The 12,725-nt window shown below is 66.8% G+C and carries 13 protein-coding genes; 7 read left to right on the top strand and 6 right to left on the bottom strand.

Translation table 11 applies throughout. The annotated features are described in order from the left end of the window. The 3 genes from ASC59_RS03925 to ASC59_RS03915 all read right to left on the bottom strand — a co-directional run bounded on the left by ASC59_RS03925 (position 1) and on the right by ASC59_RS03915 (position 2,234). A complete protein-coding gene (locus ASC59_RS03925; RefSeq protein ID WP_055818536.1) occupies positions 1-1,107 on the bottom strand; it encodes a VIT1/CCC1 transporter family protein in 1,107 nt (368 codons plus the stop codon). Continuing rightward, positions 1,104-1,583, bottom strand: a complete 480-nt coding sequence (locus tag ASC59_RS03920) for an Lrp/AsnC family transcriptional regulator (protein ID WP_055818534.1) — start codon at positions 1,581-1,583, stop codon at positions 1,104-1,106. The genes ASC59_RS03925 and ASC59_RS03920 overlap by 4 nt, the downstream gene beginning before the upstream one ends. Positions 1,584-1,748: 165 nt before the next feature. Beyond that, a complete protein-coding gene (locus ASC59_RS03915; protein ID WP_055818532.1) occupies positions 1,749-2,234 on the bottom strand; it encodes a winged helix-turn-helix transcriptional regulator in 486 nt (161 codons plus the stop codon). 70 nt (positions 2,235-2,304) lie between these two features. Between ASC59_RS03915 and ASC59_RS03910 the strand changes: the two genes are divergently transcribed. From ASC59_RS03910 to ASC59_RS03890, 5 genes are all read left to right on the top strand, one after another. Further along, positions 2,305-2,895: a dihydrofolate reductase family protein gene (locus tag ASC59_RS03910; protein WP_055818530.1), complete on the top strand. Its 591-nt coding sequence runs from the start codon at positions 2,305-2,307 to the stop codon at positions 2,893-2,895. Beyond that, positions 2,895-3,713, top strand: coding sequence for an MBL fold metallo-hydrolase (locus ASC59_RS03905; protein WP_055818528.1), 819 nt, complete (start codon positions 2,895-2,897; stop codon positions 3,711-3,713). The genes ASC59_RS03910 and ASC59_RS03905 overlap by 1 nt, the downstream gene beginning before the upstream one ends. Before the next feature lie 79 nt (positions 3,714-3,792). Further along, on the top strand, positions 3,793-5,109 hold the full coding sequence (locus tag ASC59_RS03900) for an FAD-binding oxidoreductase (RefSeq protein ID WP_055818526.1): 1,317 nt from the start codon (positions 3,793-3,795) through the stop codon (positions 5,107-5,109). Between the two features lie 40 nt (positions 5,110-5,149). Further along, positions 5,150-5,560: an NAD(+)--rifampin ADP-ribosyltransferase gene (gene arr, locus ASC59_RS03895; RefSeq protein WP_055818524.1), complete on the top strand. Its 411-nt coding sequence runs from the start codon at positions 5,150-5,152 to the stop codon at positions 5,558-5,560. 83 nt (positions 5,561-5,643) lie between these two features. Next, positions 5,644-6,228 (top strand): dihydrofolate reductase family protein, encoded by a 585-nt coding sequence (locus ASC59_RS03890; protein ID WP_442915073.1) that lies wholly within the window; start codon positions 5,644-5,646, stop codon positions 6,226-6,228. A gap of 48 nt (positions 6,229-6,276) precedes the next feature. Here ASC59_RS03890 and ASC59_RS03885 read toward each other — a convergent pair whose 3' ends face one another. The 3 genes from ASC59_RS03885 to ASC59_RS03875 form a co-directional block, all read right to left on the bottom strand. Further along, the gene (locus ASC59_RS03885; protein ID WP_055818520.1) at positions 6,277-7,611 is read right to left on the bottom strand and encodes a hypothetical protein; all 1,335 of its coding nucleotides are present in this window, start codon (positions 7,609-7,611) and stop codon (positions 6,277-6,279) included. Further along, positions 7,601-8,149, bottom strand: a complete 549-nt coding sequence (locus ASC59_RS03880) for a sigma-70 family RNA polymerase sigma factor (protein ID WP_055822793.1) — start codon at positions 8,147-8,149, stop codon at positions 7,601-7,603. Before ASC59_RS03880 ends, ASC59_RS03885 begins: the two co-directional genes overlap by 11 nt. A 143-nt stretch (positions 8,150-8,292) precedes the next feature. Then, positions 8,293-10,755, bottom strand: a complete 2,463-nt coding sequence (locus ASC59_RS03875) for a transglycosylase domain-containing protein (protein ID WP_235492566.1) — start codon at positions 10,753-10,755, stop codon at positions 8,293-8,295. A 360-nt stretch (positions 10,756-11,115) separates the two neighbouring features. On the opposite strand from ASC59_RS03875, the gene ASC59_RS03870 reads away from it, so the two are divergent. Together ASC59_RS03870 and ASC59_RS03865 are read left to right on the top strand one after the other, a co-directional pair. Further along, a complete protein-coding gene (locus ASC59_RS03870) occupies positions 11,116-11,715 on the top strand; it encodes a J-domain-containing protein (RefSeq protein WP_055818516.1) in 600 nt (199 codons plus the stop codon). Positions 11,716-11,904: 189 nt separating this feature from the next. Next, positions 11,905-12,660 (top strand): DUF4328 domain-containing protein, encoded by a 756-nt coding sequence (locus ASC59_RS03865; RefSeq protein WP_162243168.1) that lies wholly within the window; start codon positions 11,905-11,907, stop codon positions 12,658-12,660. Positions 12,661-12,725 lie beyond the last annotated feature (65 nt).

The following is a 12,725-nucleotide window of genomic DNA, read 5'->3' as shown; positions in this document are numbered from 1 at the left end:
TCAGGCGACGGCGCCGCCGAATGCGAGGCCGAGCACGTAGGTGACGGCGGCCGCTCCGAAACCGATCGCCAGCTGGCGGAGTGCGCGTTTGAGTGGCGGCGCCCCGGACAGCAGGCCGACGACGGCGCCGGTGAGAAGCAGTGCGATGCCCACCAGTACCGAGGAGACGATGATCGCCGGCAGCCCCTCCATGCCGAACATGAACGGCAGGATCGGGATGAGCGCGCCGGAGGCGAAGAAGCAGAAGCTCGACGCTGCAGCCGCCAGCCCCGTGCCGACGGACTCGTAGTCGTCGAGGGTGCCCAAGGGTCCGGTGGCCGGCGCCGTCTCCTGAGCGTGCATCGCCGCGAGCACCTGGGTGGCGTGCACGATGGCCCGCTCCTCGGTCATGCCGCGGGCACGGTAGACCAGCGCGAGTTCGTTGGCATCGACGTCGAGGTCGGGCAGCACTCCCTGGGCCTCGGGGTCCGGAGTCGACGCCTCGAGCAGTTCGCGCTGCGACCTCACTGAGACGTACTCCCCCGCTCCCATCGAGAGCGCGCCGGCGAGGAGTCCGGCGATGCCGCTGAACAGCACGAATCCCGTCGAGACGCCTGTGGCCGCGATGCCCAGCACCAGGGCGAGGTTGCTGACCAGCCCGTCGTTGGCGCCGAAGACCGCTGCTCGGAAGGTGCCGGAGAGCCGCTTGCGCCCGCGGGCGGCGAGACCGCGCACGACCTCGCCATGAATGCGCTCATCGGCAGCCATGGCGGCCGTGGCATGAGGGTCGGAGTCGTACGGCGAGCGGGCCTCGGCGCGCTGGGCCAGCGCGAGCACGAACACCGAGCCGAAGCGTCGTGCGAGCACGGCCAGGAAGCGCGTGCGACCGTCGGCGGCGACCGGCTTTCCCGCATCCGTTCCGAGAAGGTCGGCCCAGTGGGCCTCGTGACGGCCTTCCGCATCCGCCAGGGCGAGGAGGATGGCTCGCTCCTCGCCGGTGCGGCGCTGGGCGAGCTCACGGTAGACGGCGGCTTCCGCCCGCTCGTTGGCGAGGTACTGCCGCCAGCGTCGGAGCTCCTTCTTGCTGCGCTCGGGCGTCGCGGCACCCGAGCGGTCAGGCGCTGTCACTTGAGCAGTTCCTGCCAGCCGTCGCCATCGGCGTGCTCGAAGATGAGGTTCGTCTCGGTGTGGGCGACGGCCGGGTGACCGGTGAGGTGCGTCAGCACGAAGTCGCGGAGCTCGTTGGCATCGTGGGCGGCGACGTGCAGGAGATAGTCGTCGGCTCCGGCCATGTGGTACAGGCTGATGACTCCGGGCAGATGGGGTGCTGCGGCGCGGAACGAGTCGATCTCATCGCGTGCATGCTTGGCCAGCCGAACCGCGATGAGCGCCTGCAGTGACGCCCCGAGGGTGGCCAGGTCGATGTTGGCGTGGTAGCCGCGGATGTGTCCGAGGGCCTGCAGACGACGCAGCCGGAGCGACACCGTCGATTCGGCCACTCCGACCTCGGAGGCGAGCATGGATCCGGAGGCCCTGGCGTTCACGGACAGGGCTCGCAACAGGCCGCGGTCGATGCGATCGAGGTCGGTTTTCTTCGAATCCATGTCGAGCAGCCTTTCGCGTGGTGAAGATGCTGCACCAACCCTAAGCGGGGTGGAATCATCTGCGACGTCGATACCCGGCCTCCTGAGCAGACCGAAACAGAGCTGTAACCAGGAGGCCCGCCCTCGTATCCCGGAACCTGTTGCCGACCACGATTCGCCGGTCGTTCAGGAGCCGGATGCCTGGGCGAAGGCGGCGTTCAGACGCTCGAGCGGGCCCGGACCTTCCGTCTCGGGCGGAGGTGCGTCGAGGTGGCGAACCCGCAGCTCATCCATGAGCGCCTCGACGAAGGCCGGTCCCTCATCGCGCATCAACTGCTGGCGGGCCCGGAGCCGATCATCCCCCGAGCGCCAGTCGAGACCCCAGTTGCCCAGTGCGTAGATGATCGGCAGGGTCTGGATGCCGGCCTCGGTCAGGCTGAAGCGGGCGCGCTGGCCACGGGCCGCGGTGCCCCGCGTGAGGATCCCGGCGTCGATGAGTCGTTTGAGGCGGTCGGCGAGGATGTTCGAGGCGATGCCCTCGATCGACCCGGTGAGCAGGGCACGGAAGTAGCGGCGGTCGCCGAAGATGACGTCACGCAGCACGATCAGTGTCCACCGATCGCCGAGTACTTCGACGGCGGCGTTGATCGGGCAGCCGGATCGTGGTTCCACGATTCCTCCTTGACAGTGATGTGCCCATCACTATAGTGGTTGCAAATCGCAATCACTATTGGAGGATCGGATGGGCCGCTTCATCTACGGCATGAACGTGTCCCTCGACCTGCGGATCGAGCAGGTACCTGGTGACAACGGCGCTGGCGAGTGGCTGCGCATCGGCGAGGCCCTCCATCGAGAGCTCAACGCCCGAACCGAACAGCTCGCCATGATCATTCATGGGCGCATCTACTACGAGACGATGGAGGAGTTCTGGCCGCTGGCGCACGCCGATGAGTCGCTCCCCGACTTCCTCCGCGAGTACGGCGAGATCTGGACGACGAAGCCCAAGGTGCTGGTCTCCCGCACCCGCAACGACGCGAACCACAACACCAGGGTCATCGGCGGCGACGACGCGATCGAGCAGCTCGCCGCCGTGCGCGCGGAGACCGACGGCACGATCGGAGTCGGCGGCGCCGACCTCGCGACCCAGCTCCTTCGGGCAAGGCTGCTCGACGAGCTGCTGCTCGCCACGCATCCCACGATCCTCGGCTTCGGCAGGCCGCTCTTCGACGACTACGACGTACCCGTCGAACTCGAACTCCTCGAGCAGCTCTCGTTCGACTCCGGCGTCACCCTGCACCGGTACGCGGTCCGCTACGACGGTGCGGTCGCCTGATGCTGAAGCCGATCGCCGAAGACGTGGCCGTGCACGAGAGCGCGTGCATCCAGAGCAACGCCGTCGTCGTCGAGGGTGCTGACGGCGTCCTGCTCGTCGACCCCGGGATCACACGGTCCGAGTTGGCCGTCCTGGGTGGGGATCTCCGAGAGCGCGGCCGGCGCGTCATCGCCGGCTTCGCGACGCACCCGCACTGGGATCACGTCCTCTGGCACCCCTCGTTCGGCGACGCACCCCGCTACGGCACTGCCGCCTGCGCGGCATCCCTCCGCCGCCTGCTGCGAACCCCGGGGTGGGAGGCCGAGGTGGCCGACGGCCTGCCGCCCGAGTTCGCCGACGACATCCCCATGGACCTGCTCGGGCTCGTCACGGCTGTACCCGCCGGCACCGCACTCGTCCCATGGAACGGCCCGGCCGCGCGCGTCATCGAGCACCGGGCCCATTCGGAGGGTCACGCGGCTCTCCTCATCGAGAATCGCGGTGTCCTCGTCGCGGGCGACATGCTCTCCGACGTTCTCGTCCCGATGCTCGATCTGGCGGCCGATGACCCGATCTCCGACTACCTCAGGGCACTGGAGTCGTTCGAACGCGTGGCCGGTGATGTCGATGTCGTCGTTCCCGGTCACGGCTCGGTCGGTGACGCCGACCAGCTGCGGGCGCGGATCGAACAGGATCGGAGCTACGTGCTGGCACTCCGCGACCGCCAGGCGCCCGACGATGCCCGCATCGGCACGGCCGCGAAGCCCGGCTGGGAATGGGTGCGCGACGTTCACGAATGGCAGGTCGGTCAGCTCGACCGGCGTTCCACACACGAGTGATGGGAAGAGCAATGGGAGATCGTGCGATTGGCCGCATCGGCCGTGACCTCAGCACACACGCCGACGGGATGCCGAGCTGATGGCCGCGTCCAGTCTCTCCGACACCTCCGTCGAAGGGCAGGTGGTGTTCCCCACCGACCCCGACTACGACAACGTGCGAACGGTGTGGAACGCGATGGTCGATCACCGGCCGCAGGTGATCGTGAGGTGCGCGAGCGTCGCCGACGTGCAGACGGCCGTTCGTGCCGCCCGCGAGCACGACCTCGAGATCGGCATCCGCTGCGGCGGCCACAGCGTGCTGGGGCTGGGAGTGCCCGAGGGCGGTCTGATGATCGATCTCACTCCCCTCGGTGGCGTACGGGTGGATCCGGCGTGTCGCCGGGCCCGGGTGCAGGGCGGGGCTCTTCTCGGTGCACTCGACCGTGCCAGCCAGGCGCACGGCCTCGCCACCACGGCGGGCAACGTCTCGCACACCGGCGTCGGCGGTCTGACGCTGGGCGGTGGAATGGGATGGCTGGCTCGACAGTACGGGCTCTCGTGCGACAACGTGCGTTCGTTCGAAGTGGTCACTGCCGACGGCGAGACCGTCACGGCATCGTCGGACGAGAACCCCGACCTCTTCTGGGGACTGCGTGGAGGCGGTGGTAACTTCGGCATCGTCACCTCCTTCGAGTTCGAGTTGCACGAGGTCGGAACCAGAGCGCTGAGCGTCGAACTCGACTTCGCGCGCGAGAATGCTGCAGAGGTTCTCGCCCGGTGGCGGGATCTCAGCGCCGGAGCGCCGCGCCAGGCCACCTTCTCTGCGACGCTGATGGGCGACATCGTGACCGTCGGTTTCGTCTGGGTCGGCGACGCGGACCAGGGCAACGCCTACGCCCGCGAACTCGCCGACCTCGGCCACCCGATCGCGGAGCGGATCGACGAGCTCTCCTACGTCGACCTTCAGAGGCGCGACGACACGATCAGGGGCCACGCCCAGCGGCGCTACTGGAAGGGCCACTACTTCCGTGAGCTGCCTGATGCCGCGTTCGATGCGCTTCTCGAGCACGACCCGGAGGTCGGCGCGAGCCTGCAGGCCTATGGCGGGGCGATCGGCGACGTACCCGACAACGAGACGGCATTCAGCCAACGGGACACGCTGTTCGAGTACGTCGCCGGGACCCGCTGGACCGACCCCGGCGAGGATGGCGATCGCATCGAGCGAGCCAGACTCTCGGCCGCCCGCCTGGCTCCCTTCGCCAGTGGCGTCTACGTCAATGTGCTCACTGACGAGGGCGCCGCCGGCATCCGTGCGGCCTATCCTCCGGCCAAGCTCGCCCGCCTCGGAACACTCAAAGCCGCATGGGACCCGAGCAACGTGTTCCACCTGAATCAGAACATCCTGCCCGTCCCGTGAGCTCTGGAGATGACGGATGCCGGTCGCCTAGGCTGGCGCCGTGAACGCAGCACTCGACGCCGGCCCGTTCTTCCACGGCACGAAGGCCGACCTCCACGAGGGAGACCTGCTCACGGCGGGATACAGGTCGAACTATCGTCCTGAGGTCGTGATGAACCACATCTACTTCACCGCTCTGCAGAACGGTGCCGGGCTGGCTGCGGAGCTCGCGGCCGGCGACGGTGCCCCGCGGGTCTACCTGGTGGAACCGACCGGCGAGTTCGAGAACGACCCGAACGTCACGGACAAGAAGTTTCCGGGCAACCCCACTCGGTCGTATCGCAGCAATTCCCCGCTCAAGGTTCTCGGCGAGGTGACAGAGTGGACCCGCCTCACTCCAGAGGAGCTTCAGGCGTGGCGAGACCGGCTGGCCGTGCTTCGGTCGGACCAGCGGGGCGAGATCATCAACTGACGCGAACCACTCGGCGACACCTGTCGTCGCAGGCAGTGCACGCACGATTCGAAGGGCCACGGATGCCACTCACCACCTGTCATATGTCGATCTCACTCGACGGTTTCGTCGCCGGTGAGAACCAGAGCCTCGATCAGGGACTCGGCGCGCGCGGTATAGAGCTGCACCGCTGGCACATCGGCGACGAGCGGGCCAACGATGCCGACGCGATCGCCGCCGAATGGCTGATGCGCCCCCGCGGCGCCTACGTGATGGGCCGCAACATGTACGGGCCGATCCGCGGTGACTGGGACGAGGACTGGCGCGGATGGTGGGGCGAGGAGCCGCCTTATCACGCGCCGGTCTTCGTGCTCACCCATTACGCTCACGAGCCGATCGAGATGGAGGGCGGCACGACGTTCCACTTCGTCACCGACGGGTTCGACGCTGCCTACGCGCGTGCCCTGGAGGCTGCCGGCGATGGCGGCATCGACATCGCCGGTGGAGCGGCCACGGTGCGGCAGGCGCTCGCCGCCGGAGTGATCGACGAGCTCACGCTCGACATTGCTCCCGTGCTGCTCGGGTCGGGCGAGCGCATCTTCGACGGCGCCGAATCCTTCGGTTTCGAACCCGTCGAGGTGCTCCACTCACCGCTGGCAACGCACATCCGCTATCGGCGAGTGGTCTGATTGCGGAATCTCTGCTCGAACTACGACCTGCGTGGGGTCGGAACTCTTCTACTCTTCGGTAGCTTCCGGAGGCTCGGATGCACCGAAGATCGCGGCTTCGATGTCGTCGGTGTACCCGTCAGGGTGGACGACCGACCACGTGCTGGCGATCCAGATGCCGTCACGGATGATGTGAGACTCCCCATGCATGTAGTCCTGGTCGGCGGCGCACCCGCCGTCATCGGCGAGGACGGCACAGTCTTCAACTTCGCTGTCGCATCGCACGCCCCCAATTTCGTCGACGCAGGAGGGACCGGACTGATTCAGCAGCGCGAGGGCGGTGTCAGTCTGTTCCGGAGTCAGAGCTGCGATGACAGTCCCGACTCCCGCCAGGTCGTCGCGCAACCTGGAGTCTCTGGGTCCGTCCGGGTTCGTCCACGAGCAGCTGAGTCTCATGTTCTCGTAGAGCAGGTACGCTATCGGCTCGTCCGCGGGACCGCGGTCCTCCAGGCCGTCGAGCCAGGCAGGGTTCAATGCGAGCCCGCCCATCTCCGGCGTCCAGTCCTTCGTGTAGATGCCGGAGCAGTCGGTCGGGATCTCGACCGCGGATGCAGGCGGCTCGGTGGCGGCGCCGAAGAGCGCCTTCTCGATGTCCTCGGTGTAGCCGGGCGGGTTGATGCGCAGCCACCAGGTGGAGACCCAGATGCCGTCCCGGAAGAAGTGCGTTGTCCCTGATCTCGCCTCGTCGGGGGCGACTTCAGCTTCGCTCTGAATGTTGCAACGGGTTCCCCCTAACTCGTTCGTGCAGGTGTATCCACTCGCCTTGGCGTGTTCGATCAAGCTGTCTTGCAGTTCGGGAGTGAGCGAGGCGACCTCGGTTCGGAGTCCGACTTCGTCGGCGCCTGGGTCGGCGCTCGCCCACAGGCATCCGAGCTTGCTGTTCGCCTCGAGTGTCGGGCCGAAGACGTCATCCAGAGCGGCGTACTTCTGGGAATCGTCACCTGGGCGTTCCGGATTCAGCACGAGTCCGTTGAAGTCTGACGTCCAGTCCGTCGTGTAGATGCCCGAGCAGTCGCTGGGGATCTCGACGGCGGCCACACTCGGTGTGCTCGTCGGCGTCGGAGTCGGCGTCGGCGACGGCTCGGGTGTCGGCGTCGTGGTCTCCGCGAATGGCGGGGGCGTCGTGGACTGCTCGGTGAGCGCCGGCACCCCGAATGCGGCAGTCACCGCGATACCGGCGAGGGCGAGAGCGGTGCCGCTGCTGGCAAGCAGCATCCGTGTCCGGCGGCGGCCCCGGGTGCGCCGGATCACCTGACTCACGTCGATGGTGTGGGCGGCATCCGTGTACGTGGATCGGGTGGCGTCATCAAGCAACTGACGGCGCAGGTCGTCTTCACTCCGCATGGTCGAGTCCTTTCAGTGCATGCGACGTCTGACGGGCGACGTCGTCGTCAATGAGGGCGACCGCCATCTTCGCGAGGGCGTCGCTCACATACCGCTTGACGGTTCCCGAGGCGATCCCGAGAGCGCCGGCCACATCGTCGATCGTCAAGTCGTCGTAGTAGCGCAATACGATGCAGGCCCGCTCCCGAGGGGTGAGCTTGGCGAGCTCTGCGCGCAGGTCGAGACGGGTGTCCGTGAGCTGCGAAGGGGATTCCCGGCCTTCCGGGGTGACGTGGAGGTGCGCGGTCGCCCGCCATCGCGAAGAGCGTCGCCCGTCGTCGAGGTAAGCGTTGAGGATGGAGCGGCGCACGTACGCTTCGGCGCTGTCCAGGGTGAACCCCTTCCGCAGCCGTTCGAAAGTGCGCACCAGCGCATCCTGCACCAGGTCGGCCGCGTCATCGCGACTCCCCGACAGCAGGTAGGCGTACCGGGTGAGCCTCACCCCGCGTTCCGCCACCAGGTCGATCAGAACCTGCTCCCACCCCGACCTTCCGGCCATGGCCTCCCCCTCCGATAAGGTCCTCCTACTCACCTAGACGATGAGCTCGACGAAAAGGTTGGGGTGCCCGGGTATGAGCGGGCCAGGGACGACTCCGCAAGAACTGAGGCGGGTCGCGGCTTCGTGGCGGCTATCGAGTCCGCCTAGCTGAGCCTTCCGATGCCGATGGTGACCTGTGACCCAGGCCTGACGGGCGTTCCGGCACCGGGGTTGGTGGATTGGACGAGGCCGACCTTTCCGGGGTCGGTGACGGCCACGGTGGTGGTCTTCACGGAGAAAGTGCCTTGAAGCTGGCCCTTCGCGTCGCCCTCGGAGAGGCCGACGACGTTCGGCATCAGCACCATCGACCCATTCGACGTGTAAGCCGTGATCACCGATCCGCGCGGGGCGTTGCCAGATGGGTTCGTGCCTGTGACCTGACCTGCCGGCAGCTCCGAGTCCTGCGCGCCGCCATCGGCGAAGCCGAATCCGGCATTCTCGATGAGGTCCTGGGCGTCTCCGATCGATTTGCCGCGCACGTCGGGCACTGTGGCCGAGAACGTCCTCAATGACGAGGGGTCGGCATCCGGGAATCCGTCTCCCCCGTACTTGGCGTTGGCCACTGACATGATCGCGGGCCAGATCTGGTGACGGATGACCGCCGCCTGCGTGCCGTTGAAGTACGTGTCGCGCAGGTTCACGTGGCCGGTGGCGTTGAAGACACCGACGGTCGTTGCGACCTTCGTGCTGGCGCCGCTCATCCAGGTGGCCTCGGCATTGTCGGTGGTTCCGGTCTTACCGATCATCGGAACCCGCGGGTCGGTACGACCGTTGGAGGAGACTCCTGTTCCCTGTGTCAACACACGCTGCATGGCGTAGGCCATGGCGGCGGTGACCTTCGGGTCCACAGTCTGAGCACACTCAGCGGATGGCGGGGTCAGCGCTGTGCCGTCCTGCTTGACGATCTTGTCGATGACGATCGGCTTGCAGACGGTTCCACTGGCGGCGACACCGGCGAAGGCCCCAGCCATGGTCAACGGTGCGATCTCATTCGTGCCGAGCACGGTCGCTGCACTGTGCAGAAGTTCGGTGCCGTCCGCGCGGTGAACGCCGAACGTCTGGGCCGTCGCCCCGATGGCACAGAGATCGAGCTTCTTCGCCATGGCGATGAAGCCTGTGTTTTCGGAATCGTAGGTGTTCTTGAGTGCCGTCCATACGCCGCCGTTGCCACCCTCATCGTTCACCGGCGAGAAGCCGGGGTACGACTGTGGGCCGTTGCAGCTGTCGTTGAAGGTTCCCCAGTCGGAACGACGGCGGGCATCGACCACCTCATTGAGGGAATGCCCCTCCTTGATCCACTCCGCCAGGGTGAAGATCTTGTACGTCGATCCGGGCTGGAAGCCGCTGGATCCGCCATAGTCCAGGTCGGTGTTGTAGTTGACCGCCGTGTAGTTGTTGCCCAAGGCGAGCACGTCGGAGTCGTTCGAGAACGACTTGTTCTGCGACATCGCCAGCACCCGTCCGGTACCCGGCTGCACCGAGACGGCGGTGGCTCCCACATCGATGTTCGGGTCGGACTGCGGCACGAACCGGAACATGGCGTCGGCTGCCGCGTACTGCAGGTCGAGATCGAGGGTGGTGTAGATGTCCAAGCCACCCCGGCTGAGCAGCTTCTTGCGCTCGGCCTGCGTCTCGCCGAAGGCCGGGTTGTTCAACACCGTCCAGTAGACGTAGTCGCAGAAGAACGCCGCATCCGCGGCGGTGGCACACCCGGTACTGGGCGGGGTGATCACAGGAGCAATCTCCGTCTTGATCGCCGCGTCGTGCTCCTCCTTCGTGATCTTCTTGTACTTGAGCATGCTGTCGAGGATGTAGTCGCGACGCTCCTTGGTCGCGGCGTACGGCACGACCTTGCCCTTGACCTTCGTGGCCGCACCGTTCGTCTCACTGTCGGGCCGGTCGAGGCGGAACTTCTCCGGGTTGTTCACGATCGCGAGCAGCGCGGCCGCCTGCTCCAGCTTCAGGTCCTTGGCGCTCACGCCGCCGAAGTAGTACTGCGACGCGGCTTGGATGCCGTACACCCGGCCACCGAAGCCGGCGATATTCAGGTAGCCCTTGAGGATGTCGTCCTTGGAGTACTTCTTCTCCAGGCCGATCGCGAGCCGCATCTCCTTGAGCTTGCGGTCGGGAGTCGGGTCGGTCGCCTCCGCATAAGCCGCATCCTTCTCCTCCTCCGTCTTCGCCTCGAGCTCGGCCTTCTGCACCAGAACGTTCTTCACGTACTGCTGGGTGATGCTCGATCCACCCTGCGTGTCGCCCTTGAGTACATACGTGGTCAGCATCGCGCGGGCCGTGCCCTGCACGTCGATCCCGCCGTGCTCGAAGAAGCGCGGGTCCTCACCGGCGACGGCGGCATCCTTCGCGTACTGCGAGATGTTCTCCCAGGTGACCTCCTCGCGGTCCTGGTCGAAGAACGACGCGAGAAGCTGCGTGGTTCCGTCGCTCTTTGTAGCGAACACATCGGTCTTCTGCGCGAGCTCGTCGATCTCGAGATAGCTCGGCAGGTTCTCGAACATGTTGATGCCGCTGGTGGCGGCCATGCCGCTCACCGCCAGGGCGGGGGTCACGGCGGCCGTCACGAGGACCGCGGCCCCGGCACTTACAGCGACGAAGCCCAGAAAGCCCCCAAGAGCTCCGAGCGGGCTCGGCCTATGGCTGGCGCCACCTCCATTTGCGGACATCGAACCTGCCACGAACTCCCCCAAAATGCACTGCGGTGATGCCTGTGCTGTGCGAGCGCGCGCAGGCTTAGCCAAAACCTACGCGATTTCCGTCGAAATCTGGGGGTCGACGGTCCGCCGATGCGACTTTGAAACCTGGTCGCGCATCGGCCGGCAGCCTGGGGAGGCCGTCCGGCAGACGATCACGCGCTCGCGTCGTCGTATCGTGGAAGGGATGGAAGTCCGACGCCGCGAGGGAGGTCGAGGATGAGCGAGGACCCGCAGCGCGCCGCATGGCAGTACAGGATCGATCAGATCGCCCGTGAGGAGGCGATAGCCAGAGGCGAAGACCCTGATGCGGCCGAGTCGGCGTCTGAACCAGCCGTACCCTCGACCCGGGCTGAGCGCTCCGCCTACGTCGAGAACTCGATCCAGCAGGCCATTCGGCGCGGCGAGTTCGACAACCTTCCCGGCGCTGGAAAACCTCTCGAGGGGCTGGATGGCCAGCACGACCCGGACTGGTGGATTCGTCGAAAGATCGAGCGCGAGCAACTCACCGGGCTGGGCCCGCCGGCGCTGACACTGCGCGTCGAACATGCCCAACTCGAGGACACGCTGGACCGCCTGCACCGGGAATCAGATGTGCGCGACGCCGTCGAAGGATTCAACCGGCGTGTGATCGAGGCGCGGCGGCAGCTCCTCGGCGGACCGCCGGTGGTGACGCCGACGCGAGACGTCGACCACGAGGTGCACACCTGGAGGGCGCGCCGCGAAGCCCGGGAGCGTCAGGCAGCCGATGCGAGCTCGCAGCTCGACCAGGAGCGCAGGCAACCGAGACGCCCGTGGTGGCGGCGTACCCGCGGCTGACGTCTGACACGCATCGGGATCTCCGAAGGGACGAGGCCGGCCTGGCTGAGCCGCCCTCGAAAGGGGGCTGAACCATGGGGGTGTCGCCCGCGTTGGCACTTCGAGCCGATCGCTAGAGTTGCAGCCGATCCGCGGACAGACCTGTCCGGATTGATGTGTCGAAGACGATCCCTCCGAGAAAGCACGCCGATGACCCACACTCCCACGCCACCGCCTCTGCCTCTCGGCTGGCACCCTGCCCCAGACGGATCGCCGGCGATGTGGTGGTGGGACGGCGTCCGGTGGATCCAGCCTCAGAACGAGCCGTCGCCCGCGCCGACGAGCGCCGTCGCCATCGCGAGGCTGGCGATCGCGACGCAGGTGCTGCTCGTCATCTCCGCCGTGACGTCCGTCGTCACCATAGGAATCGAGACATTCGGAATCAACGCCGCCTCGCGCTATCTCGGTGGTGACGACTCCGCCATCCGGATGATCGACAGCTATGACCAGCTCAGCTCCGTTTTCGGCATCCTGTCGAGTCTCAGTCTTCTGGCCACCGGCGTGCTCTGGATGATCTGGCAGTATCGGGTGGCCAAGCAGTTCATCGGCCTCACGCGGCGCTCGCCCGGCTGGCACGTCGGGTCCTGGATCGTCCCCGTCGTCAACCTCTGGTTCCCGTACCAGAACATCGCAGACCTCTGGCGAGCGGTGGGGCGTACTCGGCCCTCGTGGCAGATCGTCTGGTGGCTGCTATGGGTGCTCAGCAACACCGTGTCCACGCAGTCGAGCCGATTGACCCTGAATGCCCAGGACCTCGAACAGTTCCAGCTCGCCATGTCGATGAGCATCGTCGCCGAGACCCTCCTGCTGGCTGCCGCGCCGTTGGCCTGGCTGACCGTCCGTGGCATCACGCAAGGCGTCCTCCAGCGTTCCTCCGCACCGGTCGTACTGGCGCCGGCCGTCTGACATAGGCGGTAGTCCCCCGCGATCGAGTGTGAGCGGGGCGCCCCGCACACCCGGAGCGGGCGCGC

The sequence above is a fragment of the Leifsonia sp. Root1293 genome, assembly GCF_001425325.1.
Classification (GTDB): Bacteria; Actinomycetota; Actinomycetes; order Actinomycetales; family Microbacteriaceae; genus Orlajensenia.
Note: the sequence above shows the minus strand (reverse complement) of the source record. Positions and strands in the feature narration are given on the sequence as shown.

What these genes read in the sequence shown, in the direction of transcription:
- ASC59_RS03920 (WP_055818534.1), bottom strand. Translation starts at nt 1,583, where the DNA reads ATGGATTCGAAGAAAACCGACCTCGATCGCATCGACCGCGGCCTGTTG.
- ASC59_RS03910 (WP_055818530.1), top strand. Translation starts at nt 2,305, where the DNA reads ATGGGCCGCTTCATCTACGGCATGAACGTGTCCCTCGACCTGCGGATC.
- ASC59_RS03905 (WP_055818528.1), top strand. Translation starts at nt 2,895, where the DNA reads ATGCTGAAGCCGATCGCCGAAGACGTGGCCGTGCACGAGAGCGCGTGC.
- ASC59_RS03900 (WP_055818526.1), top strand. Translation starts at nt 3,793, where the DNA reads ATGGCCGCGTCCAGTCTCTCCGACACCTCCGTCGAAGGGCAGGTGGTG.
- ASC59_RS03890 (WP_442915073.1), top strand. Translation starts at nt 5,644, where the DNA reads ATGTCGATCTCACTCGACGGTTTCGTCGCCGGTGAGAACCAGAGCCTC.
- ASC59_RS03885 (WP_055818520.1), bottom strand. Translation starts at nt 7,611, where the DNA reads ATGCGGAGTGAAGACGACCTGCGCCGTCAGTTGCTTGATGACGCCACC.
- ASC59_RS03880 (WP_055822793.1), bottom strand. Translation starts at nt 8,149, where the DNA reads ATGGCCGGAAGGTCGGGGTGGGAGCAGGTTCTGATCGACCTGGTGGCG.
- ASC59_RS03870 (WP_055818516.1), top strand. Translation starts at nt 11,116, where the DNA reads ATGAGCGAGGACCCGCAGCGCGCCGCATGGCAGTACAGGATCGATCAG.
- ASC59_RS03865 (WP_162243168.1), top strand. Translation starts at nt 11,905, where the DNA reads ATGACCCACACTCCCACGCCACCGCCTCTGCCTCTCGGCTGGCACCCT.